The 25,245-nt window shown below is 71.2% G+C and carries 27 protein-coding genes and 1 pseudogene; 13 read left to right on the top strand and 15 right to left on the bottom strand.

The window, feature by feature from the left end; genetic code table 11:
* Positions 1-73: 73 nt before the first annotated feature.
* On the top strand, positions 74-1,777 hold the full coding sequence (locus ADK57_RS20415; protein ID WP_053750915.1) for a lysyl oxidase family protein: 1,704 nt from the start codon (positions 74-76) through the stop codon (positions 1,775-1,777).
* A gap of 25 nt (positions 1,778-1,802) precedes the next feature.
* Here ADK57_RS20415 and ADK57_RS20410 read toward each other — a convergent pair whose 3' ends face one another.
* Both ADK57_RS20410 and ADK57_RS20405 read right to left on the bottom strand, forming a co-directional pair.
* Positions 1,803-2,279: a DUF5994 family protein gene (locus ADK57_RS20410; protein ID WP_053750970.1), complete on the bottom strand. Its 477-nt coding sequence runs from the start codon at positions 2,277-2,279 to the stop codon at positions 1,803-1,805.
* A gap of 580 nt (positions 2,280-2,859) precedes the next feature.
* Positions 2,860-3,192 (bottom strand): hypothetical protein, encoded by a 333-nt coding sequence (locus ADK57_RS20405; RefSeq protein WP_324612200.1) that lies wholly within the window; start codon positions 3,190-3,192, stop codon positions 2,860-2,862.
* A 192-nt stretch (positions 3,193-3,384) separates the two neighbouring features.
* On the opposite strand from ADK57_RS20405, the gene ADK57_RS20400 reads away from it, so the two are divergent.
* The 7 genes from ADK57_RS20400 (at position 3,385) to ADK57_RS20370 (ending at position 8,571) form a co-directional block, all read left to right on the top strand.
* Positions 3,385-3,753, top strand: coding sequence for a MerR family transcriptional regulator (locus ADK57_RS20400; protein ID WP_053750914.1), 369 nt, complete (start codon positions 3,385-3,387; stop codon positions 3,751-3,753).
* A 306-nt stretch (positions 3,754-4,059) separates the two neighbouring features.
* Positions 4,060-4,263 (top strand): cold-shock protein, encoded by a 204-nt coding sequence (locus tag ADK57_RS20395; protein ID WP_010986199.1) that lies wholly within the window; start codon positions 4,060-4,062, stop codon positions 4,261-4,263.
* A 135-nt stretch (positions 4,264-4,398) separates the two neighbouring features.
* Positions 4,399-4,692: an SCO5918 family protein gene (locus ADK57_RS20390; RefSeq protein WP_053750913.1), complete on the top strand. Its 294-nt coding sequence runs from the start codon at positions 4,399-4,401 to the stop codon at positions 4,690-4,692.
* A gap of 274 nt (positions 4,693-4,966) precedes the next feature.
* The gene (locus ADK57_RS20385) at positions 4,967-6,115 is read left to right on the top strand and encodes a ferredoxin reductase (RefSeq protein WP_078973238.1); all 1,149 of its coding nucleotides are present in this window, start codon (positions 4,967-4,969) and stop codon (positions 6,113-6,115) included.
* A gap of 20 nt (positions 6,116-6,135) precedes the next feature.
* On the top strand, positions 6,136-7,221 hold the full coding sequence (locus ADK57_RS20380) for a fatty acid desaturase family protein (protein WP_078973237.1): 1,086 nt from the start codon (positions 6,136-6,138) through the stop codon (positions 7,219-7,221).
* A 68-nt stretch (positions 7,222-7,289) separates the two neighbouring features.
* Positions 7,290-7,880 carry a TIGR03086 family metal-binding protein gene (locus tag ADK57_RS20375; RefSeq protein WP_053750912.1) on the top strand — a complete coding sequence of 197 codons (591 nt, stop codon included), beginning with the start codon at positions 7,290-7,292 and terminating at the stop codon, positions 7,878-7,880.
* A 79-nt stretch (positions 7,881-7,959) separates the two neighbouring features.
* The gene (locus tag ADK57_RS20370; RefSeq protein WP_053750911.1) at positions 7,960-8,571 is read left to right on the top strand and encodes a phosphoribosylanthranilate isomerase; all 612 of its coding nucleotides are present in this window, start codon (positions 7,960-7,962) and stop codon (positions 8,569-8,571) included.
* Between the two features lie 6 nt (positions 8,572-8,577).
* On the opposite strand, the gene ADK57_RS20365 is transcribed toward ADK57_RS20370, so the two are convergent.
* On the bottom strand, positions 8,578-8,928 hold the full coding sequence (locus tag ADK57_RS20365; protein ID WP_053750910.1) for a MerR family transcriptional regulator: 351 nt from the start codon (positions 8,926-8,928) through the stop codon (positions 8,578-8,580).
* Between the two features lie 398 nt (positions 8,929-9,326).
* Here ADK57_RS20365 and ADK57_RS20360 point away from each other — a divergent pair, with 398 nt between their 5' ends.
* Positions 9,327-9,701 carry a hypothetical protein gene (locus ADK57_RS20360; RefSeq protein WP_053750909.1) on the top strand — a complete coding sequence of 125 codons (375 nt, stop codon included), beginning with the start codon at positions 9,327-9,329 and terminating at the stop codon, positions 9,699-9,701.
* A 75-nt stretch (positions 9,702-9,776) separates the two neighbouring features.
* Here ADK57_RS20360 and ADK57_RS20355 read toward each other — a convergent pair whose 3' ends face one another.
* The 7 genes from ADK57_RS20355 to ADK57_RS20330 all read right to left on the bottom strand — a co-directional run bounded on the left by ADK57_RS20355 (position 9,777) and on the right by ADK57_RS20330 (position 13,620).
* Positions 9,777-10,097: an SCO5918 family protein gene (locus tag ADK57_RS20355; RefSeq protein ID WP_053750908.1), complete on the bottom strand. Its 321-nt coding sequence runs from the start codon at positions 10,095-10,097 to the stop codon at positions 9,777-9,779.
* 6 nt (positions 10,098-10,103) lie between these two features.
* The gene (locus ADK57_RS20350) at positions 10,104-10,400 is read right to left on the bottom strand and encodes a CBS domain-containing protein (RefSeq protein WP_420711874.1); all 297 of its coding nucleotides are present in this window, start codon (positions 10,398-10,400) and stop codon (positions 10,104-10,106) included.
* Between the two features lie 95 nt (positions 10,401-10,495).
* Positions 10,496-12,103 carry a DEAD/DEAH box helicase gene (locus tag ADK57_RS20345; RefSeq protein WP_053750906.1) on the bottom strand — a complete coding sequence of 536 codons (1,608 nt, stop codon included), beginning with the start codon at positions 12,101-12,103 and terminating at the stop codon, positions 10,496-10,498.
* Between the two features lie 237 nt (positions 12,104-12,340).
* Positions 12,341-12,544 (bottom strand): cold-shock protein, encoded by a 204-nt coding sequence (locus tag ADK57_RS20340; protein WP_030342329.1) that lies wholly within the window; start codon positions 12,542-12,544, stop codon positions 12,341-12,343.
* A gap of 233 nt (positions 12,545-12,777) precedes the next feature.
* Positions 12,778-12,948 (bottom strand): hypothetical protein, encoded by a 171-nt coding sequence (locus ADK57_RS50515; protein WP_199830634.1) that lies wholly within the window; start codon positions 12,946-12,948, stop codon positions 12,778-12,780.
* Positions 12,949-12,982: 34 nt separating this feature from the next.
* Positions 12,983-13,339, bottom strand: a complete 357-nt coding sequence (locus ADK57_RS20335) for a PRC-barrel domain-containing protein (RefSeq protein WP_053750905.1) — start codon at positions 13,337-13,339, stop codon at positions 12,983-12,985.
* Positions 13,336-13,620, bottom strand: a complete 285-nt coding sequence (locus tag ADK57_RS20330) for a hypothetical protein (protein ID WP_199830633.1) — start codon at positions 13,618-13,620, stop codon at positions 13,336-13,338. The genes ADK57_RS20335 and ADK57_RS20330 overlap by 4 nt, the downstream gene beginning before the upstream one ends.
* Positions 13,621-13,672: 52 nt before the next feature.
* Between ADK57_RS20330 and ADK57_RS20325 the strand changes: the two genes are divergently transcribed.
* Positions 13,673-15,097: an FAD-binding oxidoreductase gene (locus ADK57_RS20325; RefSeq protein ID WP_053750904.1), complete on the top strand. Its 1,425-nt coding sequence runs from the start codon at positions 13,673-13,675 to the stop codon at positions 15,095-15,097.
* Between the two features lie 10 nt (positions 15,098-15,107).
* Here the strand turns inward: ADK57_RS20325 and ADK57_RS20320 are convergent, their stop codons facing one another.
* Together ADK57_RS20320 and ADK57_RS20315 are read right to left on the bottom strand one after the other, a co-directional pair.
* Positions 15,108-16,385 carry a cytochrome P450 family protein gene (locus tag ADK57_RS20320; protein WP_053750903.1) on the bottom strand — a complete coding sequence of 426 codons (1,278 nt, stop codon included), beginning with the start codon at positions 16,383-16,385 and terminating at the stop codon, positions 15,108-15,110.
* A gap of 29 nt (positions 16,386-16,414) precedes the next feature.
* Positions 16,415-17,269: a patatin-like phospholipase family protein gene (locus tag ADK57_RS20315; protein WP_053750902.1), complete on the bottom strand. Its 855-nt coding sequence runs from the start codon at positions 17,267-17,269 to the stop codon at positions 16,415-16,417.
* A gap of 137 nt (positions 17,270-17,406) precedes the next feature.
* Here ADK57_RS20315 and ADK57_RS20310 point away from each other — a divergent pair, with 137 nt between their 5' ends.
* Entirely contained in the window at positions 17,407-18,093 is a 687-nt protein-coding gene (locus tag ADK57_RS20310) for a TetR/AcrR family transcriptional regulator (protein ID WP_053750966.1), read from the top strand.
* 107 nt (positions 18,094-18,200) lie between these two features.
* Here ADK57_RS20310 and ADK57_RS20305 read toward each other — a convergent pair whose 3' ends face one another.
* A complete protein-coding gene (locus ADK57_RS20305; protein WP_234390326.1) occupies positions 18,201-21,188 on the bottom strand; it encodes a hypothetical protein in 2,988 nt (995 codons plus the stop codon).
* Positions 21,189-21,540: 352 nt separating this feature from the next.
* Between ADK57_RS20305 and ADK57_RS20300 the strand changes: the two genes are divergently transcribed.
* Positions 21,541-22,029 carry a hypothetical protein gene (locus ADK57_RS20300; RefSeq protein WP_053750900.1) on the top strand — a complete coding sequence of 163 codons (489 nt, stop codon included), beginning with the start codon at positions 21,541-21,543 and terminating at the stop codon, positions 22,027-22,029.
* 260 nt (positions 22,030-22,289) lie between these two features.
* Here the strand turns inward: ADK57_RS20300 and ADK57_RS20295 are convergent, their stop codons facing one another.
* The gene (locus ADK57_RS20295) at positions 22,290-23,033 is read right to left on the bottom strand and encodes an SDR family oxidoreductase (RefSeq protein WP_053750899.1); all 744 of its coding nucleotides are present in this window, start codon (positions 23,031-23,033) and stop codon (positions 22,290-22,292) included.
* A gap of 148 nt (positions 23,034-23,181) precedes the next feature.
* Here ADK57_RS20295 and ADK57_RS20290 point away from each other — a divergent pair, with 148 nt between their 5' ends.
* A complete protein-coding gene (locus ADK57_RS20290; RefSeq protein ID WP_053750965.1) occupies positions 23,182-24,024 on the top strand; it encodes a helix-turn-helix transcriptional regulator in 843 nt (280 codons plus the stop codon).
* A 462-nt stretch (positions 24,025-24,486) separates the two neighbouring features.
* On the opposite strand, the pseudogene ADK57_RS51315 reads toward ADK57_RS20290, so the two are convergent.
* Positions 24,487-24,951: pseudogene (locus tag ADK57_RS51315) on the bottom strand (GtrA family protein); the annotation flags it as partial.
* Positions 24,952-25,245: the final 294 nt, after the last annotated feature.

Here is a 25,245-nt window from a genome sequence, read left to right as displayed (position 1 = left end):
ACCCCGACACGGCTCTCACAACTCTCACAGGGCGCTCACAGTCTCGATCGAGAACCTCTGGAGACGAGAACCGATGACCAGCCAGGAACAGCACAGCAGTCGTAGAAGCACGCGCAGCCACTTACAGCGCTCCGCCCTCGCCGCCGGAGCAGTGCTCGCCGTCGTCGTCACGGGGGCCGGAGCCGTTCCCGGCACCGGAGCACAGGCGGCGGAAGCGGTCCCCGGCAAGCCGAAGCTGAAGCTGATCGCCGCGTCGAACTCCGTGACGCTCGACCGCTACGAGGGGAACTCCGGCGTCTATCTCGACCTCGGCACGTACGTCACCGTCGACGACGCGCCGCTGGAGTTCAAGGTGACCCGGAAGTCGTACAAGGACCCGGTCGTCGCCCGGCAGATTCTCCGCGACGGGACCGGCACACGGACCAAGACCCTGCCCGCCGGGCTGGTGAAGGACTTCTCCGGGCTGCAGGGCTTCCTGAACGTGTCGATCACCGACGCGTCCGGCAAGGAGGTGACGACGAGCGAGGGAACCTTCTGCCCGAACAACGCCTCCGGACGGCTCCGTCCGGACGCCCCCGCGACCTCGCACTATCCGGAGAGCTGCCCCACCAACCCGTGGACGCTGGGCTCGGTGTGGGGTACCGAGAAGGGCTGGGCGTCCAACTCCAGCACGGTCGACTACGACAAGCCGGTGGACCTGCCGGCGGGTGAGTACACGGCCAAGGTGTCGGTGGCGAAGAAGTACCGCGACCTGTTCGACATTCCCGACGACCAGCCGATCATCAAGGTGACGGTCCGCGAGAACAGCGACGAGGGCGGCGGGGCAGGTCTCAAGACGTCCGCGTCCGGGGCCCGGGCCCACCACTCCGGCGGACACGACGCCCACGCGGCCGGCGCCTCCCACTACGGCCCCCGCGGCGCCGACGAACCCACACCCCCCGCCCTCTCCCACGCCCTCGAAGACCGAGGTCTGGCCCACCACCTGGGCGACGGAACCGGCCACACCGACGGCTCCCGCATCGCGCCCGCGCTGACGCCCGCCGCCAAGCGGCCCACCGGCCGGGCCGGCGTCGCGGCGAGCGTGCCCAAGCCGGACCTGCGTTCGCTGCCCGCCTGGGACATCGCCGTCACCGACGGCGAGGACGGGGACGTACCGGGCAAGGACTACCTGGCGTTCAGCGCGAACGTGTGGAACGCCGGCCCCGCTCCGCTCGTCGTGGACGGGTTCCGCAGTCCCGGCAAGGAGGTGATGGACGCGTACCAGTACTTCTACGACGCCGACGGCAAGCAGGTCGGGTACACGCCCACCGGCACCATGGAGTGGGACCCGCGCATCGGCCACGAGCACTGGCACTTCACGGACTTCGCCAGCTACCGGCTGCTGAGCGAGGACCAGACGAAGGAGGTGCGCAGCGGCAAGGAGGCGTTCTGCCTGGCCAACACCGACGCCGTCGACTACACGGTGAAGAACGCCAACTGGAAGCCGTACAACACCGACCTGTCGACCGCCTGCGGTCAGCAGAACTCCATCTCCGTGCGCGAGGTCCTCGACGTCGGCTCCGGCGACACGTACACCCAGTACCGTCCCGGGCAGTCCTTCGACATCACCGACCTGCCGAACGGCACGTACTACATCCAGGTGATCGCCAACCCGGAGAAGCGCCTCCAGGAGACGAACACCGACAACAACGTCGCGCTGCGCAAGGTAGTCCTGGCGGGTGAGCCGGGCGCCCGCACGGTGACCGTGCCGCCGCACGACCTGGTCGACGCCCCGTAGGCCGTAACGGATCGAGGGCCGCCGCTCAGCGCGGCGGCCCGGTGTCGATGCCGATGAGGATCTGTCCGGCCTGTTTGAGGTTGTCGGCGCGGACCGCCTCGGCCATCGCGGCGCGGGCCGCGTCGGGCGGTGTGTGCGGAGGGACGAGGAGGAGGGAGAAGTGGTCCCCCTCGCCGCGGCTCACCAGGACGGTGTCGTCGCCCACGGCCGACGCGTCGATGTGCACCACGCGGTCGTCGACGACCAGACGCGTCGGCAGAGCGTCCCAGGCGGCGGAGTCCAGCCCCACCCGGGTGATCGGCCCGAGCCGTTCGGCAAGCGCGCGGATCAGGCCGGGGAGCTCGGTGGCGACGTTCCGGGAACGGGGCCACCACGCGCCGTCGAGCACTCCTCCGCGCTCGTGCGTGGTCTCCAGCCTCAGGAGGGCCGTCCCGGGGCGCACGGACTCGTGGATGCCGTTCGGCAGGAGCCGTGGCGCCGACGGGCGGTCGCTACCGGTCATCGCGCTCACCTGCCTGTTCCTCTTGTCCCCACGCTACTCCCGCGGACTGCCCCGCCCGGGGGCTGGCGGGGTTCGACCGCCATGAGCGCGCTCGCGGCGAGGCGCGGGGCGGGACGGGGCACTCCGGCGACGCCACACGGGCCGTGCGCGGGGGTATCCACCCCGGGGAAGCTCACCTAGGCTTGCGCTGCTCGGCCGCGGCATTCCGCAGGTCGGCCGCAGGATTCCGCAGGACAGTAAGTCGCACGGCAGCTCACCGGCCGCCCGCGTCCCGAGAGCCAGTCGCCCGGGCGGTTGCCCGGGCAAGGACCGTTTCGCCGCCACCGCAGGGCAGCCGGCCGTCACCTCGCCCGTACGCCGTCGGTCCCTGCCGCCTTCGCCTCCCCCGTCGTGAAACCACCGCGGTGACCTCCCGCATCCGCCGCGGATCCGATGTGGGGTACCCAGGCTCCGACGCGCGCGCCCGCGAGGGGGAGCGGCCACGCGGCGGAGCCGCAGAAGACGGCCGCCGCCGGCCCCGTCCACCACGGGGCCCGGCGGCGGCCGTCGGACGTGCGCGTACGGCTCGGGCCGGTGCGAGTCAGCCCGGCTCGTCGGTGTGGGCGCGGCGGCCCTGGGAACGGCTGCTGACGAGCCAGGTCGAGGGGTCGGGGGAGGCGTCTGCGACGCGTCCGGTGTCGACCGTCAGGTGGAGGAGGGTGCCGTGTCCGTCCGGGCCCGTGGGGTAGCTGCGGGGTTCGTCGCAGTGGAAGACCTGGCGCAGGAGCAGCGCGACCCGCTGGGCGACATCGGGGTCCGCCGCGATGATGCGCACCTCGGCGAGGTCGTCTCCCTCGGGCGGGCGGTCGGACGTCGAGCCCATGTCGGTCACCGTTCCTCTTTCGCCGCAGGTCTGCCGCATGCCCCCGGTCATGTCCACCGTACCCGGCGGGGTCATGACGTGCCGGGGAGTTCCGGTACGGGACGGGCCGGGCTCACCCGGCCGACGGGTGTCGCACATCTATGTCCGCCGCAGCAGGGATTCGGCCGGGGCGACTAGAGTTCTCGTACGGGGAAACTGCCCCATGCGGCGGGCCGCGCCCTGGCGGCCCGCGGGAAGGCGTACATGCCCTCGGAAGACCAGTCGCAGGCCGCCGACCGGCTCGACGACGACCACTACCCGGCGTACACCATGGGCCGGGCCGCCGAGCTGATCGGTGCCACGCCCGGGTTCCTCCGGGCCCTCGGCGAGGCGAACCTCGTATCCCCGAAGCGGTCGGACGGCGGCCACCGCCGCTACTCGCGCCACCAGCTGCGTCTGGCCGCCCGGGCCCGTGAGCTGGTCGACCAGGGGACCCCGATCGATGCCGCCATCCGCATCATCGGCCTCGAGGACCAGCTGGAGGAGGCCCTGCGCGAACACGAGGAGCTGCGCCACCCGGCGGAGGGGCCCGGGACCGGGTTCGAGCCCGACCCCGACAAGCCCGACGAGTGAATATCTGACATGACCGCAGAAGAAACCTGACGCGGCCGGGGCAGAAAACTGGCGCGACCGGGGAAGAAATTCGAGCGGGCCCGGGAAAAGGATTCTCAGATCCTCCGAAGCTCTCCAGGGCGTGTTTATCCGGGTGATCGGCTCGCCGAAGTCATCCCCTGTTGCCGAATTCTTTCCGTGCTACGCTCAACCTCAGTTGCAGTTGTGGTTGCCATTTTGCTGCCGGTTTTTCCGGGCAGGTGATCATCACGGCGATGAGGAGATTCGCGAGGTGCGGGTCCCCAGCACTGCCTCAGGAGATATGACATGGCCACCGGTACCGTGAAGTGGTTCAACGCGGAAAAGGGCTTCGGCTTCATCGAGCAGGACGGCGGCGGCGCCGACGTCTTCGCCCACTACTCGAACATCGCCACCCAGGGCTTCCGCGAGCTGCAGGAAGGCCAGAAGGTGACGTTCGACGTCACTCAGGGCCAGAAGGGCCCGCAGGCGGAGAACATCGTTCCTGCCTAGTCAGCGCTGCGACAGGGCCCGCACCTTGGGTGCGGGCCCTGTTCGTTTTCCCTGGACCGGCCATGCGCCGGCCCTGCGCTTTTGCGCGCACCCCGCGTTTCCCGCCTGCTCCGCCCGACCCTTGGTGAGGCACCCATGCGCTGTGTGATCGCCCGTTTCCCCTTCGACCTCGTCAAGTCCGAGGTGGAGTCGAAGATGGATGGCCTCGCCCCGGAGGAGGTCACCGGGGCCTGCGTGGTCATAGGGCGCAAGGTGTTCCCGGTCAAGCAGGTCGGCGAGGTGATCACCCGTCAGGACCGCCGTGACTTCACTGCCGGCGAAGTGACCCGGGCACTGGTCCGCCTGGGCTTCGTCTGCCACGCGACACCCCCTCAGTCGCCGCTCGCCTCCGGCTCGGCGCCGGACCCGTTCGGGGAAATGGGCGGCTGACACCGGCCGATTCCCGGCCCGTTCCGCACCGGCACCACCGCCATCAGGCCATCCCGGCGCGGAACCATCCTCCTTCTCACCTCCGCCCCGCGCAGGTCACCGCGCCCGTACGCCGACCGCCGTCACGTCCCTCCTGGCAGGGCCCGCACGGATCCTGGCGCAAAGCCTCCCCGAGGCCGGGGCCCCTGCCGCACGGTGTGCTTCGCTGACTGCGACTCCCGAGGATCCCAGGCGCGCCCGGAGCAGGGGGCACGAGGAGGAAAGGGTGCCCCGCATGCCCGTGCCGTCGCTCTCGCTCTCATCGCCGCCGCCCCTCGCCGGGAGCCGGCTCGCCGCGTGGCTGGGCGGTCGGGCCTCGGACAGTGTGCTGTCGGCGGTGACCCGGCTGGCCGGCCCGTTGACCAGCCCCCTCGCCCCGGACGACTACCTCGGCATGCTCGACCCCCTGCTGTCGGCACGGCACCCCGCCGGCCGGGTCGTCGCCGTACGGGCGGAGGGGCCCGAGGCCGCGACGCTGGAGATCCGGCCGGGACGCGGCTGGGCGGGGCACCGGGCCGGGCAGTTTCTGCCGGTGGGCGTCGAGATCGACGGCGTACGGCACTGGCGTACGTACTCGATCACCTCACCGCCCGGCGCGACCGTCACCATCACGGTCAAGTCGGCCGAGAAGGGCGTGGTCTCCCCGCACCTCGTGCACCGGACCGCTGTCGGCACAGTGCTGCGACTCGGCCCCGCCCAGGGGGAGTTCGTGCTGCCTGAGCCGCCTCCCGCGCGTGTCCTGTTCGTGACGGCGGGCAGCGGCATCACCCCTGTCATGGGGATCCTGCGCACCCTCGCCGCTCGTGGCACGCGCCTCCCGGACGTCGTACTCCTGCACAGCGCGCCCACGCCGGAGCGGTGTCTCTTCCACGCCGAACTGACCGAGTCGGCCGACCGGTTGCCGTGGCTCACGCTCCGACTGACGTACACGCGCGCGGACGGCAGGCTCACCCCCGAGCGGATCGCCGGGCTCTGTCCCGACTGGCGTCGGCGGGAGACGTGGGTGTGCGGGCCGGCGGGGCTGCTGGGCGAGGTGGAGCGGTGGTGGGCCGACGCGGGTGAGGGGGACCGGCTGCGGACGGAGCGCTTCCGGCCGGCCGCGGTACCGGCACCGGGTCCGGACACGGGCGGCAGCCGGGTGCGGTTCGACCGCAGCGGGGTCGAGGCCGACGCGCCCGCGTCCACCACTCTGTTGGCGACCGGTGAGGCGGCGGGGGTGGTGCTGCCGTACGGCTGCCGTATGGGTGTGTGCCACGGCTGCCTGGTGGCACTCGTGGACGGGCGGGTCCGCGATCTGCGGACCGGTGAACTGCACGGTGAACCCGGCGAGTTGATCCAGACCTGCGTCAACGCGGCCGCAGGTCCCCTCGCCCTCGATGTCTAGGACCTCCCGAGGAGGCTCCCATGGCCGTAGCAACTGCCGTACCGACCGAGCGAGTTGACCATACCGACCGTACCGACCGTACCGGGGAACTGGGCAGGGAACTCGACCGGATCCGGTCCGAGGTCGTCGCGGCGCGCGGGGCGGACGACGCCCGCTACATCCGCAGGGTGATCGCCGTCCAGCGCGGACTGGAGACCGGTGGCCGAATCGCCCTCGCCGTCTCGCTGTTCCCGCCGGCATGGTGTGCCGGTACCGCGATGCTGACCGGCGCCAAGATCCTGGAGAACATGGAGCTGGGCCACAACGTCCTGCACGGCCAGTGGGACTGGATGGGCGACCCGGCGATCCACTCGACCACCTGGGAGTGGGACTTCCTCACCCCCGCCGACGCCTGGAAGCACACCCACAACCACCTCCACCACACCTACACCAACGTCGTCGGCCTCGACCGCGACCTCGGCTACACCGTCCTGCGGATGAGCCCCGAACAGCCCTGGCGGCCCCTCCACCTTCTCCAGCCGCTGTACGCCGCCCTGCTCGCGCCCGTCTTCGAGTGGGGCATCGCCGTGTACGACCTGGAGGCCGACGCGGTGACGGCCGGCCGCAAGAGCGTGCGGGCCTTCCTCGGCGATCTGGCGGGGCTGGTCGGCAAGGGGGTGCGGCAGGCGGCCAAGGACTACGTCCTCTTCCCCCTTCTCGCCGGGCCGTCCGCGCTGCCCTGTCTGCTCGGCAACCTCACCGCCAACACCGCGCGCAACGTGTGGGCCCACACCATCATCTTCTGCGGTCATTTCCCCGGTGACGTGCAGACCTTCGCCGAGGAGCAACTGGAGGGGGAGAGCCGCGGGCAGTGGTACCAGCGCCAGATCCAGGGCTCGGCCAACATCGAGGGCGGCTTCCTCTTCCACGTGCTCACCGGCAACCTCAGCCACCAGATAGAGCACCACGTCTTCCCCGACCTGCCCAGCAACCGTTACGCCGAGGTCGCGCCGCGGGTGCGGGAGATCTGCGCGCGGTACGGGCTGCCGTACGTCACCGGGCCGCTGGGGCGTCAGTACGGGTCGATGTGGGGGCGGGTGCTGCGCCACGCGCTGCCTCCGCGCTGACCTGGGCATCTTCCAGCTGTCGCGTTTCTTCAATACCCGTCGCCGTCGTACCGCCTAGCGTGGCGGTCATGGAACTGGCACCTGTGATGGCCCGGGCCTCCGCGGCCGCCGTGGACGTCGTGCGCGGGATCGGGCCGGGCGACCTCGACGGGCCCACTCCGTGCGAGGAGATGACGGTCGGCGCCCTCGTGAACCACCTGATGTTCTGGACCGCCGTACGGGGGCACACCGCCGGGCTCAAGCAGCCGCCGTCGGACCAGGTGGCGGAGGGGTACGACTTCACCGCGGAGCCGGACTGGGCCAAGACGTACGCCGCCCGTTCGGCGGCGACCGCCGCCGTGTGGAGCGACCCGGGGGCCTGGGCCGGCGAGACGGCCCTGACCGGCAGCGGCCGGACGATGCCGGCCCCCTTCGTCGGCGGAATCCTGCTGTGCGAGTGGCTGCTGCACGGCTGGGACCTCGCCGTGGCCACCGGCCGGAAGCTGACGGTGGACGACGAACTCGCCGCGGCGGTGTACGAGGACGTCTCCGGCAGGGCCGAGACGGCCCGACGCTACGGCGCCTTCGGCCCCGAGGTGGCTGTGCCCGCGACCGCCCCGCTGTTCGACCGCGCCCTGGGCCTGGCGGGCCGCGACCCGTCCTGGAAGCGCGGAGCCTGAACCGAGGGCCGGCCGGGAGGACCACGCCGGTAACGTTGTCTCACCCGCTTCCCGTCGTACGCCCCACTGGAGCACCAGCGTGAGCAACTCCCTGTTCGTCAAGATCTGTGGTCTGAAGACCGAGAGGGACGTCGACACGGCCATCGAGGCGGGGGCCGACGCCATCGGGTTCGTGTTCTCCGACAGCCCGCGCCGGATCGACGCCGCCACGGCCGCACGGCTGTGCCGTCGCGTACCCGAGAGTGTGCTGACGGTCGGCGTGTTCCGCGAGGAGCCCCTGGACGAGGTGCGGTCAGTGGCCGCCGACGCGGGAATCCGGGCCGTACAGCTGCACGGGCCGGAGGACCGAGGGTATTACGCCGGCCTGGCGACGGGCGGGTGGACGCTGATCCGGGCCGCGGCGTTCGGCGACTCCGTGCCGCGCTTCGGAGACATGGGCGAGGACATGCTGCTGCTGGATGCCCCCGTGCCGGGCTCCGGTGTCGCCTGGGACTGGTCCGACGGGCCGCTGGCCGGATCCGGGGAGAAGTGGCTGCTCGCCGGTGGCCTCAGCCCGGACAACGTGCGGGACGCCGTCGATGCCACGCATCCGTGGGGCGTCGACGTGTCGAGCGGTGTGGAGCAGAGCCGGGGGGTCAAGGACCCCGTCCTGATCACGGCGTTCGTCAAGGCCGCGCGCGCACGATCCTGACGCGGCTCAGCCCGCCCCGGAGCGGGAACCGCCGGCCGCCTCGCTCGCGGCCCGGCGGTACTCGGCGTTGATGCGCTGGGCCTCCTCCAGCTGGTCCTCGAGGATGACGATGCGGCAGGCCGCCTCGATCGGGGTGCCCCGGTCGACGAGCTCGCGGGCGCGGGCGGCGATCCGCAGCTGATAGCGGGAGTACCGGCGGTGCCCGCCCTCGGAGCGGAGCGGTGTGATCAGACGGGCCTCACCGATGGCCCGCAGGAAGCCCGGCGTGGTGCCGAGCATCGCGGCGGCCCGGCCCATCGTGTACGCGGGGTAGTCGTCGTCGTCCAGACGACCGCTGAGCGGAGTATCTGCTGTCATGTCACCTCGTTGACCAACGCGTCGAGGGGCCCCAGTGCCGTACGGCACCAGGGCCCCGAAGGAAATTGAACACCATCTGTCGGCTCTACTGCTGTGCCGACCTTCTACTTCCGTCACCCGGCCCGGAAGAGGGGCGGGGGTGCGGGGATCGCGGCTGCGTGACCGGGGACCACCTTCCAATCCGGGGTCTTGCGGTACCCGGGCCGAACGTGCTCGGTCCGGGCGATCCTGATGGCGTTTTGCTCCTCCATCCGTCCTTCGATCTCGTCTACGAGAAAAACGCTACCCGCAGCGACGGCCAATGTCTACCCTGGCAAAGATAGATTTCACTCCTCTGGAGGGCCAGGTATCCTGCCGCCTGCACATCCTCGGCCGTCCGCCGCATAGACTTGGCTCTCATGCCGAACCCTGACGAGCTGCTCGTGTCCATCTCCGCCATGGTGGAGTCCGAGCAGAGCAATCAGATGTCGCTGACCGTGGTCGTCGGAGGTGCCGTCATCACCGGCCGACTGGCTCCCGAAGCCGTGTGGCGGGAGCGGGTGTCGGAGGTCCTCAAGGACTCGGACCACCTCGGCCCGTTCGCCGACGTCTTCACCGCGGGCCGGACGGAACCCCGGCCCGACCCCGGCGAAGCGCCCACGCATCTGCACTTCCATCTCGCCCGGATCCTGCAGGGCACCGTGGGGATCCCCGAGACGGGCGGGATGTACCGGGTCGCGATCAAGGACGTCAGCGCCTGGACCGTGGGCGACTTCAGCTACTCCGACCACTGAGCACAGCAGTGAGGGCCCTGCCGACGAGCGTCGGCAGGGCCCTCACTGCTGTATTGAGGCGGCTTTCGCCCGTCCTCACACTTCCTGGGGCTCGGGGCTGCCGAGCAGCGCCGAGGCGGTCTGGAGCGGGCTGAGGACCGGCGCGGGCGCCGGCACGGCCTGGGGGTGCTCGTGACAGGTGAAACCGAGGCGGGCCATCGCGCGGGTGACCTCACCGGCGGAGAAGTCGCGGCGGTCCTGTCGGGTGAGGATCTCCCCCACCTGCTTGACGGGGTAGCGGCGGCGGCCGATGGTCACGGACTCACCCGTGATGAGCTCGGGCTTGACGCCCTTCATCGAGTCCAGGACCCCGACCTTGGTGAAGTCGAACGGGTAGCGGGCGATGACACAGCGCATGATGCCTCACAGAGGGAAGGAGAACGGGCGGGGCGAGTGGCCGCCGAGGATGTCCCGCAGCCGGATCCGGTCCGTGTACGCGGAGCTGTCCCGGAGGCGGGCGAGCTGGGCCCGGGTGATCGAGCCGGTGCTCTCGTCGTCCCCGTCGCACACGAGCAGATACTGGACACGGGCGCCGGCCATGACCGACAGCGCCACCTCGACCGTCATGTCGTCACAGACCCGCGGCCCGGACACATCGACGTCGACCACCGTAGTGGTGACGGGACCCGCCGGATGCCGCTGCATCTGAACCGATGTCAAAGAGTGCCTCCTGCGAGATGACGGACAGGGCGGACAGGGCGGACAGGGCGACGAGAAGGGAGGGGAGCCGGGTGGGCTCCCCTCCCACAAAAGCGCTACGCCGCCGAGTCGAACGAGGACCTACGACGCGCCGTGCGGCGCCCGGCCTCACTCGTCGTCCGGCTCTGGCCGCTCTGGCCGCTCTGACCGCCACGGCTCTGACCGCCCTGACCGCCTCGGCTCTGGCCGTTCTGTCCGCCACGGCTCTGACCAGCCTGGCCGCCCTGCCCCGCCTGGCCGCCGCGGCCACGGCGACCCCGGGACGAGGAGGAGGACGCGGCGCGGCGGGGGCGTTCCACGACCGGCGCGGTGATGACCACCGGGACGCCGGAAGGTGCCTGGGCGCCCGTGATGCGGCTCAACTCCGCCTCGCCCGAGCGCACCGGGGTCACCGTCGCGGTGATGCCGGCCGACATCATCAGCCGGGTCATGTCGCGACGCTGATCGGGCGTCACCAGGGTGACGACACTGCCGGACTCGCCGGCGCGGGCCGTACGACCGCCGCGGTGCAGGTAGTCCTTGGGGTCGGTGGGCGGGTCCACGTTCACGACCAGGTCGAGGTTGTCGACGTGGATCCCGCGGGCCGCGACGTTGGTCGCCACCAGCACCGTCACATGCCCGTCCTTGAACTGGGCGAGGGTCCGGGTGCGCTGCGGCTGGGACTTGCCGCCGTGCAGGGCCCCGGCGCGGACGCCGTTGTTCAGCAGGTGCTTGGTCAGCCGGTCCACCGCGTGCTTGGTGTCCAGGAACATGATGACCCGGCCGTCGCGCGCCGCGATCTCGGTGGTCGTCTGCTGCTTGTCCGTGCCGTGGACGTGGAGCACGTGGTGCTCCATCGTGGTGACGGCGCCCTGGGACGGGTCGACGGAGTGGACCACCGGGTCGGTCAGGTAACGGCGGACCAGCAGGTCCACGTTGCGGTCCAGGGTGGCGGAGAAGAGCATCCGCTGGCCGTCGGGACGCACCTGGTCGAGCAGGGCGGTCACCTGGGGCATGAAGCCCATGTCCGTCATCTGGTCGGCCTCGTCGAGGACGGTGATGTCGACGCGGTCGAGGCGGCAGTCGCCCCGGTCGATGAGGTCCTTGAGCCGGCCCGGCGTCGCGACGACGACCTCGGCTCCGGCGCGCAGCGCGCCGGCCTGCCTGCCGATCGACATCCCGCCGACGACGGTGGTCAGTCGCAGCTTCACGGCCCGGGCGTACGGGGTGAGCGCGTCGGTGACCTGCTGGGCGAGCTCGCGGGTCGGTACGAGGACCAGGGCGAGCGGCTGCCGGGGCTCGGCGACGCGACCCGCCGTACGGGCCAGCAGCGCGAGGCCGAAGGCGAGGGTCTTGCCCGAACCGGTGCGGCCACGCCCGAGGACGTCACGGCCGGCGAGGGAGTTCGGCAGGGTCGCAGCCTGGATCGGGAACGGCACGGTCACGCCCTCGTGGCCGAGTGCGGCCAGCATCCGTGCCGGCATGTCGAGTTCGGCGAACGCCTCGACGGCGGGCAGGGCGGGCGTGATGGTCTTCGGCAGGGCGAACTCGCCCTGCGGTGCGGCCTGTCGGCCGCCGCGGCCGGTGTTGCCGCGCTTCCTGGGAGCCGAACCCGAGGCCGTGCCTCCGGTGCGGGTACGGGCGAAGCGGTCATTGGTGCGGGTGCGCGTGTAGGCGCGGTTCATACGGAACCTTCCTTGATGCGGCACGTACCAAGGAATTCCCGCAGCAGATGAGCAGCGCAGAGAATTGCAAGAACGGGCCGAATGTGAATTCCAAGCCGAGATGGGTCAGGAATTGGATATCGGATCCGATATCCGGAGTCGGGCGTGATATTTGCTTGTGGTGCCCTGGAATGCAGCGAGCTGGGGCCCGCACCCCTAGGTGCGGGCCCCAGCTGCGAAGTCAGCGTCTGATCAGTGTCAGGCGGGGACGATGTTCTCGGCCGTCGGGCCCTTCTGGCCCTGCGCGATGTCGAACGACACCTTCTGACCCTCCAGAAGCTCGCGGAAGCCCTGGGCGGCGATGTTCGAGTAGTGGGCGAAGACGTCGGGGCCGCCGCCGTCCTGCTCGATGAAGCCGAAGCCCTTTTCCGCGTTGAACCACTTCACGGTGCCGGTAGCCATATTGTTTCTCCTTTGGGACGGTGTTCGGAGTCGCCGTGTGCGAACTCCGGTCGCCGTGATGATCAGCCCGTCGGAAAAAACCTTCTGGCAACCACACCTGCAACTGAGATCGACAGTAGCATGGTGCGATCGGCCGTGCACGGTCGATAATTTCGCCTGGTCTGCCGACCGGGGAATACTCATCGCGCGTCGCGTCGATTTCTCACTTCACGGTCACAGATATTGCTCCGTGGTCAGCGGATGGGCCGCCTTCGGCCGCGTCGGACGCCTCGTACCGTGATGAAGACCACATCTGCCAGGAACACCACGATGCCGATGACGAGCAGGTATCCCAGGCCGTCCGCTGCCACGCCGATGATGCCCAGCGCCACGGCCACGAGGACGAGCAGCAGGAAGGTCACCATCAACTCGAACCACCTCCGGCGCCGCGGTGAGAGGTCAGCGGCGCGCGAGTTGACGTTCGCCGTTGGCGCCCGGCCGGTACGTCATGCCGTAGTGCTGGAAGATCGCTTCCTCCCGCTCGGCGGGCAGTACGTCGTCCGTCCCGATCGAGGGGGCCTTCCGCACCTCCCCCCTGGAGTGGGAGACCTTGACGTAGTCCGGCCCGAGGACCACCTCGTCGAGCGGTACGAAGACCAGTCGCCGGCGGGCGGGCAGCCCGGTGCGGACGGTGGCCACGGCCGGTTCGTCCGTGGTCGTGTCCACATAGACGGCCTCGAGCATGCCGATCTTGTGTCCCTTGGGGTCGACCACGTCGTGGTTGCGCCACTCGCGGATGTCGGCTGAACGGATCATGCCTGCTCCCTGTGTGCTGGCCCAGTTGTCATCGTATGACCGGAAGGGCCTTCCAGCACCCGCCGAACCAGGTCCACCCAGGTGGCCTGGAGGCGTGCGGTGGGGATTCCGCGCTCGTTGTGCAGGTAGTCCGTCGTCTCGAAGCCCGCGAAGGCGAGCAGGGCGCGGGCGAGCATGTCGTGGTCCCCGTCGACTCCCGCCTCCCGCAGCAGGGTTGAGACGTGGCGATGGAAGGCCCGGCCGGTGTCCGAGGCTTGGCGGCGGTCGTGCCTCCACGGCACGTAACCGGAAATTGATTTTCCGGTTATCTGTGCAGACCTGAGGAGGCCCCCCATGACCGTGCCGGCCGACCCCCGCATCCACGCCGACGTCCCCTCCGACTTCCGTGGCACGGTGCTCCGGCCCGGCGACGACCGGTACGACGCGGCGCGTGCGCTGTATCAGGGCCGCGCCGCCGACCAGGGCCCGGCGCTGATCGCGCAGTGTGCCGACGAGGGCGATGTCGTGACGGTCGTGCGGCACGCCCACGCCCACGCCCACGGCATCCCGGTGGCCGTGCGCGGCGGCGGGCACGGCTCGGACGGCTACGCGATGCCCGGTGGCGCGCTGGTCGTCGACCTCTCGCGACTCAAGGCGATCACCGTCGACCCGGAGACCCGGGTGGTGCGTGCCCAGCCGGGCGTTCTGCTCGGTGAGTTGGACGCCGCGGCGCAGCGGCACGGTCTCGCCGTGCCCGCCGGCACGGTCAGCAGCACCGGCGTCGCCGGACTGACTCTCGGCGGCGGGATCGGCCACCTGATGCGCCGCCACGGCGCGACCGTCGACAACCTGCTGGCCTGCGGGATGGTCACCGTCGACGGTCGCCGGGTCCGGGCCGACGAGGCCGAGAACCCCGAGCTGTTCTGGGCGTTGCGCGGGGGTGGCGGCAACTTCGGGATCGTCACGTCCTTCGAGTACCGGGCGCATCCGGTCGGCCCCGAGGTCGTGGCGGGACAGCTGATCTTCCCGTTCGACCAGGCCGCCGGCGTCCTCGGAAAGCTGCCCGCGTACATGGCCGGCGCCCCGCGTGAACTGGGCCTGCTGGCCGCGATCGCCCCCGCGCCCGCACTGCCGATGCTGCCCGAGGAGGCGCACGGGAAGCCGGTGCTGGTCCTCGTCCCCGTCTACACCGGGGACCCGGCCGGGGCCGACGAGGTCGTCGAGCCGCTTGCCGCGCTCGGCCGGCCCCTGGCCGACCTGGTCACGAAGATGCCCTGGTCGCGGGCCAACAGCATGCTGGACGCCGTAGCCCCCTACGGCAGGCGCATGAACCTGCGCGGCGGATACCTCCCGGAGCTCTCCGCCGAGGTCGTCGGCACGCTGCTGGCGAACGCCGCCGCGGCGCCGTTGTCGCACTCCGGCGCCGCCACGATCAACCTCTGGTGCATGGGCGGCGCGATCTCCGAGGACGTTGTCGAGGACGCGACGGCCTTCTCCCGCGCGGGTGCCGCCTGGCTGTGGGAGGCCGTCGGCATGTGGGACGCCCCCGACGACGACGCCCAGTACGACCAGTGGGCGGCGACCCTCGGCGAGACCATGCGCCCCCACTCCCTGACCAACGGCTACACCAACCTCACCGACGACCTGGGGGAGGCCTGGCGCCGCGGAGTCCACGGCGCGGAGGCCAAGCATCGGCGGCTGCGTGCGGTCAAGGCCGCCTGGGACCCGGACAACCTGCTCCGCTTCAACAAGAACATCGCTCCGGCGAACGCCGGATGACCTGGCCCGATCAGCCGAGGCGCACCGGCAGTTCGGCCAGGCCCCGCAGCAGTGTGCTGGTCCGCCAGGTGAGGGCCGACGGTTCGGTGGCGAGGGCGAGAGCGGGGTGCCGGGCCAGGAGCAGGCGAAGGGCGATCTCGGCTTCCAGGCGGGCCAGCGGGGCGCCGAGGCAGTGGTGGAGTCCGTGACCGAATCCGAGGTGGCCCTGCACACGCCGCGTGATGTCGAAGCGGTCGGGGTCGGGGAAGGGCAGCGGATCGCGGGAGGCCGCGGCGAGGGACACCAGGACCGCGTCGCCGGCGGTGATGCGGGTGCCGGCCAGGTCCAGGGGCTCGGCGGCGAAGCGGAACGCCGTGGCGTGGACCGGTGAGTTGTGGCGCAGTGACTCCTCGACGGCGCGGCCGGTCAGCGCGGGGTCGGCGCGGAGCAGGTCGAGTTGGTCCGGGTGGGCGAGCAGGCTGTGGAGGGTTCCGGAGATCAGGTTGACCGTCGTCTCGTGGCCTGCGACGAGGATGAGGAAGGCCATGCCGAGGAGTTCCTCGGCGGTGAGGCCGGATCCGTCTGCCGCCGCGTCGTCTGCCGCCGCGTCGTCTGCCGCCGCGTCGTCTGGCGCCGCACCGTCTGCCGCCACGCCGGCCGCGGCCGCGGGTTCGCGGGACGCCGCGGCCAGTTCGCCGAGCAGGGTGCCGTCCGGGGCGTCGGCCTTGCGGTCGATCAGCTCGGTGAGACAGCCGGTCAGCGCGGTGGCCGCCGAAGCTGTCGCCTCCTGCGAGGTGGGCATGACCAGCTCGTTCGACCAGGTGTGAAAGGCGGAACGGTCCTCCGCGGGGACACCGAGCAGGTCGCAGATCACGGTGACGGGCAACGGCAGCGCGTACCGGCCCACCAGGTCCGCGGTCCCTCGCCGCGGCAGTGCGGCGAGCAGGTCGCGGGCGATGCCGTCGATCCTCGGGCGCAACGCGGCGACCCGGGCGGGAGTGAAGTGGCCCGCCACCAGTCGGCGCAGCCGGGTGTGCTGCGGGGGATCGCTCTGGAGCATGTTGCGGCCGAGGGCGTGGCCGCCGTCGGTGCGCCAGGTCGAGGAGTGCCGGATGTCGTTGCGCAGGCGCGGGTCGGTCAGCGCGGCGCGCGCCGCGTCGCGGGTCACGACCAGCCAGCACTCTCCGCTGCCCGGGACGAGCACGCGATGCACGGGGCCCTCGGCGCGCAGGGCCGCGTAGACGGGATACGGGTCACTCGCCAGGTCGTGGCCGTCGGGGGCCAGTTCATCCAGGGTCGGGGCCTGCATGGCCTCGCCTCTCGTCAAGGACTGTCCGGTCACCGCTCGCTCCGCGAGTCGTGCCATACGCCTGCCACGCCGTCCGCGAGGGCGGTGGCCTGGGCGTGCCCGGCGAGGGCGGCGTCCAGGCGGTGGGTGTCGGCGGTCAGGTCGCGGCCCATGGCCCGGCGGGAGGCGCGGTCCGGGGCCAGCAGCGTGACGGCGACTCCCTCGGCGGCGAGTTCGGCGGCCTCCTGCTGCGCGCTGGGGTGCGGCCCGACGGCGGAGGGAATCGGGGCGACGGCCAGCACCCGCTCATAACCGCGGGCCAGGCGGATGTTGGTGGTGGAGCGGCTGCCGCCGTCCATCCAGCGGCGACCGGAGGCCGTGATGGGCGGCCAGACCAGGGGTACCGCGCAGCTGGCGGCGACCGCTTCGACGAGCGTGAGCGCCGAGTCCGCGCCGAAGGTCTCCACCTGCCCGGTGTGGGCGTCGACCGAGGCGATCCGCAGGGCGCGTGCGGGCCAGTCCGACGCCCCGCGCAGCAGGGGGCGTACGACGTCCGGCAGGTCGGCGCCGGGGGTGGGCCGGGCGGTCAGGGCGGCGCGGCCCAGGCGGCGTACGGAGCGGTCGGGGTTGCGGGATCCGAGTGCCGCCCACAGGAAGCGGAGGGTCTGGGCCGCGGTGACGTTCATGAGCAGCCGGTCGGCGCCGGTGAGTTGACGCTCGTACATCTCGCGCGGCGGCTCCCCGCACGCGAGCCGGGAGCCGAAGATCGCGCCCGCCGAGGTGCCGATGACGACGTCGGCCCGGTCGAGGTCGATGCCGGCGTCGGTGAGACCGGCGAGCACGCCGGTCATCCAGGCGCCGCCGACCGGGCCTCCGCCGCCGAGTACGAGTGCCGTTCCGCCCATGCCCTGCCCCTCCCGAACACCCGAAGTGGGGAGTGGTCCCCATTTCATGTTCCGACGATAACATCGCCGGCGGGGAGTGCTCCCCACTTCGGGCTCGGTGACGCCGGGCCCCGGAGTTCCCCGTAGGGAGGGTGATGATGGCCGTCGGCGCACACCGTGCGACGCCCCCACGGCGCCGCGACGCACGGCGCAGCTGGGAACTCCTGGTGGCGGCGGCCCACGAGGTGTTCACCGAGCAGGGGCTCGAAGCGCCGCTGGACGTGATCGCCCGCCGGGCGGGCGTGGGGAACGCGACGCTGTATCGGCACTTCCCCACCCGCGCCGCCCTCATCGACGCCGTCTTCCACGGCCTGCTGACGGACACGATGACCGCCGGGGAGCAGGCCCGGAGTGCGTCGGACGCGTGGGCGGGCCTGAACGCGTACCTCCAGGTCGTCTTCACCACCCTGGCCGCCGACCGCGGCACCAACGACCTCATGACCACCCGCCTGGACGGCGTCGACTCGCTGGAGGCCGTGCACGCCCACAATCACGAGACGGTGGAACTCCTGCTGCGCCGTGGCCGCGACGAGGGCACGGTCCGCGCCGACGCCACCGTCGAGGACGTCCTGTTCGGGCTCGCCGCCCTCGGCCGCGCCGTCCCGGCCCTGACCACCGCGACGACCCCCGAGGCCTGGCGCCGCCCCCTCGCCCTCTTCCTCGCCGGCCTGCGCCCTTCGCCGACCTCGCCGCCGCTTCCCGACCCCGCACTCAGCCCCGCCCAACTCGGCGATGTCCTTCAGGAGCTGGGGCCCCACCGCACGTCGCGCGGCACCGGGAGCTGAGGAAGGGCACGGGAGCTGAGGAAGGGCAGCAGAGAACCCCCAGGTCCATGACCTGGGGGTTCTCTGCTGCTGCTGGTTTGCTTCTCCTTCTCCTTCTTCTTCTCCTTCTACTTCTGCGGGGACGGGGACGCCGTGACGGCGTCCGAGGGTTTGCCGGGCAGGGGCTCGAAGGCCAGGGCGTCCCAGGCGATCGAGTCGTCGCCGGTGCCGTCGGCGGTGTCCGAGCTCAGGGAGACGCTCGGGGTGCCGTGGAACTCGTACGAACCCAGGGAGACCCAGGTGTTCTTGCCGCCGGTGTCCTGGGAGATCGTCTTCTCCACGACGGTGCCGTCACCGAGGTCGACGCGGTAGGTCGCCTGGTCGGTGTTGGCCTCGTGGTCGGGCAGGTGGACCATGACCCGTGCCCAGCCCTTGAGCGACCGGTCTGGTGTCCAAGTGCCGGTGACGACCGAGTCGGTGTAGGTCGGCACCCTGGTGTGGGTGAACCAGAAGTGGCCGCCGAAGCCCGAACCGAGTTGATGGAAGTCGATCTTCGACGGGTAGACGGTCGCGCCGTTCTGCTCCGCGGAGCCGAAGGTGAACGACAGGGTGCCCCGGCTGGTCCAGTTCCTCTCGCCGGCGCACGGGTTGGTGCTGCCCACCCGGAACTTCACCGTGTTCGGCACGTCGTCCACGATCAGCGCGTTCGACGGCAGGGAGGAGGTGCAGGACGCCGGGTGGGTCGAGGTGGCCTTCGGCTCGGGGTCGGTCGCCTCGTAGGTCAGGACCTCGGTGCCGCACGTGGCGGTGCAGTCCGTCCAGGTCGACGGCTGGTGCCACCAGCACTTGAAGTCGTCGCGCTGGCAGGGGCCTTCGGGCTGGCTCGAACCGTCGACCTTGTGCGGCTTGGAGGTGTCGCACGCGTTGGCGGCGGGATCGCAGAAGGCGTCGTGCGGCGGCTCGGCGTCCGGCGCGTTGCCGGTGGGCCAGGTGCCGACGGTGAAGGCCGGACCGGTCGTGCCGGTCGTCGGGTCGGTCTTCTGCTGGGAGTACGCCGCCCAGCCCAGGACCCGCTCCGGGTAGGACCACAGGTTGGGGGTGCGGGAGTCGTCGTAGCCGGACGACAGGAACATCTTCCGGTCCGGCGGGTAGAGACCGTTGGCCGGGTTGTTGAACCAGCCGAGGCCCCAGGGGGCGGCGGCGTCAGAGGCGTCCGGCTGGTTGAAGCCGCTGTTGTACGCCCACAGCGCGAACCACCAGTTCTCCAGGTACTGCGGGTCACCGCCGTTGGCGAGAATGCCCTGCGCGTACAACTGGTTCCACTTGTCCTGGAGGATCTGCACACTGGCCGCGATGTTGGCCGCGTAGTCGACGGTGATCGCCTTCTGCTGCTCGGCGGTGTAAGTGGTGTCCGAGCGGGCCATGCCGCTGGTCACCTGGCCGATGCCGTAACCGCAGTCGACGGCCGACCAGTCGACGGTGTGGACGCTGCCGGCGTTGCCGTAGTAGCCGCCCTGGATGAAGTTGCCGCTCTCGCCCGCGGACGCCCGGGAGGTCGCCTGCACCAGGTTGGACTCCTGGGTGAGCACACCGAGCATGATCTGCGCGGGCACCCGGCCGCCGCCCTTGAGCGCGACCGGCGGGAACAGCCCCTGGGGGGTGTACGACGAGAGGTCGGTGCCGTTCCATCCCGAGCGGCGGCGGACGTCGAGCCGGCCCTGCACGGCGAGGTCCGTGGCCCACTCGACCATGTCGGGGGACGGCTGGAGCGCCTGGAGTTCGGGGTCGTTGCGGGTGACGGCGCAGGCCCGGTCCGGATCGGTGGTGGTGTGCGCGGGGCCGTCGTCGACGCTGTCCAACCGCATGGCGTCCGACGGGCTCTGGACGCTGTTCGTGTGCAGGCCGTCCGACGGGGCCTCGCCGCTGATCGACAGGGCCGGGGACTGTTCGGCGCCCTCTCCCTGCTGCGGCGACTCGGGCTTCACCCGGAAGTCGAAGGTCGCGCCGGTGCCCGGTGCCAGGGCGTCGATGCCGACCGGCTCGGCGGTGTCGGTGGCCGGCCCCACGGTGACGGTCTTGCCGCCGGCCGCCTCGGCGCCGTTGCCGACACTGGTCAGGGCCAGAACACCGGTGGTGGAGACCTCGGACGAGGCCGGGACGTCGAGGACCTTCCAGCCCTTCGGCCAGCTCTTCGGAACGACGGAGCCCGCGGTGTCCTCCTGCGCGCCCTTCCCGGTCACGAAGACCCGGCCGCCGGTGCCGTGCACGGCCAGGGCGCCGAGGGCGCCGGAGCCGAGCAGGCGGTCGGAGCCGGCGTCCGTGACCCGGCGGACCTCCACCTTCTTCCCGGCGGCCGGGACCTGGTAGGCCAGGCCGCTGTCGGCGTCCGGCACCAGACGGAACGGTGCTCCCGCCGTGCGGGCCAGGGTGCGGATGTCGCCCTGCCGGTCGACCGAGACCACCGAGTCACCGGTGGCCGCCGCGATGCCGGTACCGAAGGGCACGGCCGAGGTCAGCTGACCCGGCACGGTCTGCTGACGCGTCACACTTCCCTGCCGCGCGTCGACGGTCAGCAGTTGCGTGCCCTCGCCCTGCGGCCGGGAGAGCACGGCCTGTTCGCCGTCGCCGCAGCCGGGGTTGAAGTAGGCGAGGGAGACCAGCTGCGGCAGCTTGGTCACCGTGCCGTCCGCCAGGTCGACCACGGCCGCGAAGGCGCCCTGCTGGAAGCCCAGTTGGTCGTTGACCGCCTGCCGGGGCGCGTAGACCACCACGGCGCGGTCGCCCGAGGCCGTCACACAACTCTGCCCGATCCACTGGTCGGTGTCGATGCCCGGCTCGGACAGGGTGGCCGCGGTGCGCCACTTGTAGGCGTGCGCGGCGTCGGCGACCAGTACGTGCAGTCCGGTGCCGTCCCCGTCGTAGGTGACGACACGGTCGTCGGACTGCCGCCATCCCGACGGCAGTTGGGAGGTGTCGGTCACCCGGTCCGGCAGTGGCGTGGGGGCGGGCCCGTCGGAGCCGGTCAGTGCCGCCGACGCGAGCGGGGCGACGAGTGCCATCGCCAGTACGGACATCGCGCCGGCCGCGAGTATTCGACCGCGTCGGCTCTTCGGCACCCGCCAGCGGTGCCTTCCTCCTGAGGTTTCACGAGAAGCGCGCAAGACATTCCGTCCGGATTCACTTGTGAAGGTCTGAAACCGGCTTCGATGGTTCCCCCGAGCCGGTGAAGCGGAAGTTATCAGTCCGCTATGACGGCAGTTGGCGGCCGAGGAGCCCTACCGGGGGGTATCCACGAAACATCCACGAGAGGTGAGGATCAGTTCATCTCTCGCTCCGCGACGCCGAGTTGCCTGCGGTTGCCGCCACGTGTCGCGCACTCCCCGCCTCGGCCGTTCGGCTGATCCGCCGGTCTCCGGCCGCGGGTTACGCTGCCGCCCATTCACCCGAGCGAACCCGAAGGATCAGCGCGTGTCGTCGAAGAACAGTCGTTTCAGGGTTGCTTTCCTGGCTCTCGCCGTGGCACTGGCCGGATTGGCCGTCGCAGGGCCCGCTGCGGCGGCCACCACGCATCAGGCCGCCGCGGCAGTGTCCGTACCCGTCGACTTCGTGGACCTGCCCACTGCCCCCCTCGCGGCCGACAACCGGAAGCACGAGTTCACGGTCACCTATCGCAACGAATCCTCGGCGGACCAGACCGTCGCCCCGCAGCTCCTGGTGGAGTCGCCGGACGCGGGACCGTTCCTCGAGCCCTCGGACATCAAGGTCGAGCAGCGCACCGCGACCGGCTGCTGGGATGCCGTCCCGCTCGCAAGCCAGACCGGCACGCTGTACACGGACCTTTCGACCACACAGCGCACGCTGCACTCCGGTGACACCCTCACCGAGCACTACCGGATCACCGTCCTCGACCCGGAGGCCGAGGGCACGGTGCATCCGAGGGTGGCGCTGTTCGGCTGAGCCCGCGCACGCGCATGTGCCTTGTGGTCAGCCGGTGTGTATGACCCGCCCGGAGATGCGCCGGCCATCGGCGGTGCGCCGCAGTTCGTCCGTGTGGACGGCGCTCGTGACGGTGCCGCCGTCCATGATCCCGAGGGCTTACGCGTTTGGGACGACCGGGGTCCCGCTGGTCTGCATGAGGACGGCGACGTCGCCGCGCTCCGCCGCGCACGGCGCGGGCGTCCAGTCGGAAGTGTCTTCGTCCGTGGGTTTCATGTCGATCAGAGTCCGCTCAGCATGGTCAGGACGTCGTCGTACGTGCCGTTCGCCTCCGCGTCGCGCACGAACCTGGCCCGCTCGACGACGAGTTCCCTGGCGTCGGGCCGGTCGCGCAGGAGGGCCAGGGTCTCGGAGAGGAAGTCCTCCAGGGGCATGGAGTTCTCGTCGTTCTCCTGGCCCAGCAGGGTCGTCCGCACGCCCGGCGGGGCCACCTCGATCACCTGGACGCCGGTGCCGGTGAGCTGGACGCGCAGGCTCTCGGAGAAGGAGTGCAGCGCGGCCTTGGTCGCGCTGTAGGTCGGAGTGACGGGCAGCGGCACGAAGGCCAGCGCGGAGCTGACGTTCATGACGACCGCGTCGTCCTTGTCCACCAGCAGCGGCAGGAAGGCGTACGTCATCCGGATCGTGCCGAGCAGGTTGACCGTGACGTGGTCCTCGGCGACCGGGAGCGAGGCCGGGTCGAGGAGGTTCTCCGCCAGCATGATGCCGGCGTTGTTGACGAGGACGTTCAGCTCCGGATGGCTGGCCGCGACCGTTTCGGCGGCGCGGGCGATCGACGTGGGGTCCGCGATGTCGAGGACGAGCGCCTCGATGCCCGGGTGCTCGGTCGTGATCCGGTCCAGCAGTTCCTTGCGCCGCCCGGCGACGATCACCTTGTTGCCGGCCTCGTGCAGACGCAGGGCCAGGCCGAGCCCGATGCCCGAGGTGCCGCCGGTGATCAGGATCGTGTTGCCGGTCATCTTCATGGGGTGTTCCTCTTCCTTCGCCGCCGCGGGCCGGTGAGCGCCCGCGGCCTCGACCGTAGGAGCGCCTCCGCAGGGGCGGGAGAGGACGGTTCATCCATGGATCGGCGATCCCTGGATGGGAAAACGAAAAGCGGCGACGATGGACGGCATGGACAGGAAAGAACTGGCGGAGTTCCTGCGCCGACGGCGGGAGACGCTGCGCCCCCGCGACGTCGGGCTGGTCGAGGGCCCGCGCAGGCGCACCCAGGGGCTGCGCCGCGAGGAGGTCGCCCAGCTCGCCGGCATGTCCACCGACTACTACGCCCGCCTGGAACAGCAGCGCGGCCCGCAGCCCTCCGTACAGATCGCCACCGCCCTCGCCCGGGCGCTGCGCCTGACGCCGGACGAACGCGACCACCTCTTCGGCCTCGTCGGCCACAACGCCCCGGTCCGCTTCCAGCGCTCCGACCACGTCAGTCCGGCTCTGATGCGGGTCCTGGAGCGCCTGAACGACGACACCCCGGCCCTGGTGCTGACCGACATGGCCGACACCCTCGCGATGAACCCGCTGGCCACCGCACTGCTCGGCGACCAGACCCGCCACACCGGCCTGGCCCGCAGCGCCTATTACCGCTGGTTCACGGACCCCGCCGAGCGCCTGGTGTACCCCGAGGAGGACCACGAACGCCACGGCCGCGCCCAGGCGGCCCGTCTGCGGGTCGCGCTGACGGCCGGCAGCGACGTCTCCCGAGCCACCCGTATCCTCGCCGAACTCCAGGAACACAGCCCCGAGTTCGTCCGCGTGTGGGACCTGCAGGAGGTCGCCCAGCGCTACGGCGACAGCAAGACCATCGTCCATCCGGACCTCGGCCGTATCGAGGTCGACGCCCAGGTCCTGTTCACCGAGAACCGCGCCCAGACCCTGGTGGTGCTGACCGCGCGCCCCGGTACGGAAAGCCACGGCAAGCTCGAACTGCTCTCCGTCATAGGGCACCAGCAGCTCACCCACTGATGCACCACCGGAAGGAACACGACGCCCGAGCGCGACAGAGCCGGCCCCACCGCGCACGCACACGCGGTGGGGCCGGCTCCCGGGCCCGGGGGTGACCGTCAGGGAGTGACGGTCAGCACGGTCGTGCCGATGGTGTCGCTTCCGTCGCCGTATCCGACGAGGCCCAGGTAGGTGTGGCCTGTTCGCCACCCGTTTGCCAACGCCCTTGACCTGAGGGCCTGTTCGGGGCGGCCGAAGGGGAAGGCCGACCGTCCCGGGTCACGCCGGCGACAGGACCATCGGCCGCACCGACCGCGGGGTCTTCGACCGCGCCGGAACCAGGACCGGAACAGGGGCGAGGACCGGAGCCGGAGCAGTGGCAGTGGCCGCGGCAGGAGCCGGGACCGGAGCGGGAACCTGGGCCACGGCCGGAGCGGACGGGGACGCCGACCCGCTCGTCTCCCGGATTCCCGCCGGGCTGTTCACCGGCGCCGCCACCGGCGCGGTGGTCCGGTTGCGGCCGGTGGCGAAGACGAACAGGCGCAGGACCACGAAGCGGCCGATTCCGGCGAGGCCGGAGGCGCTGAGGTAGACGATCTGCTCGGTGAGCATCCCCGGCGACGACTGCACCAGGTGCAGGACGAATATCGCGGCGCAGGTCACGGCATAGGCGGCCGTGGCCGAACCCGCCGACTGCCAGTGCTGGCGCCACCCGGGGCGCCGCCCCGAACCGAAGGTGAAGCGCGCGTGGAGCTCGGTGCACAGCAGGGTGGAGGCGATGGTGATCAGCGCGTTCGCGACCACCCAGGGCATCAGCCCGGCCAGCATCGGCACGGCGAGGCCGGAGAGGAGTCCGACGCCGCCGCCGAACACCACGAACCGGGCGAAGGAGGCGAGCGGGCCGGGTGCGGCCGGGGTGACAGGCGCGTTGTCCATGGCGGTCTCCATCCGCTCCGTACGCTGCGCCTCGGTTTCACGGCCGCGTATGTTTGCTTGACTTACTCAACCATAATTGAATTGCTTGAGTTACGCAAGTACATCCGGATCGGATGTTGCACATGCCGAACGGCCGCCTCCCGTGAGGGAGACGGCCGTTCGGATGGTGTGTGAGCGCCGGTGTCACACCTTGGCTGTGGTGATTTCGGTGGTGTCGGTGGGGGTGTCGGTGGTGGGTGTGGTCTGGGGGGTGCGGGGCTTGGGGATGAGGGTGGCGATGAGGAAGGCGAGGAGGGCTGCTCCGGC

This window comes from Streptomyces sp. MMG1533 (assembly GCF_001279775.1).
Lineage (GTDB): Bacteria > Actinomycetota > Actinomycetes > Streptomycetales > Streptomycetaceae > Streptomyces.
Note: the sequence above shows the minus strand (reverse complement) of the source record. Positions and strands in the feature narration are given on the sequence as shown.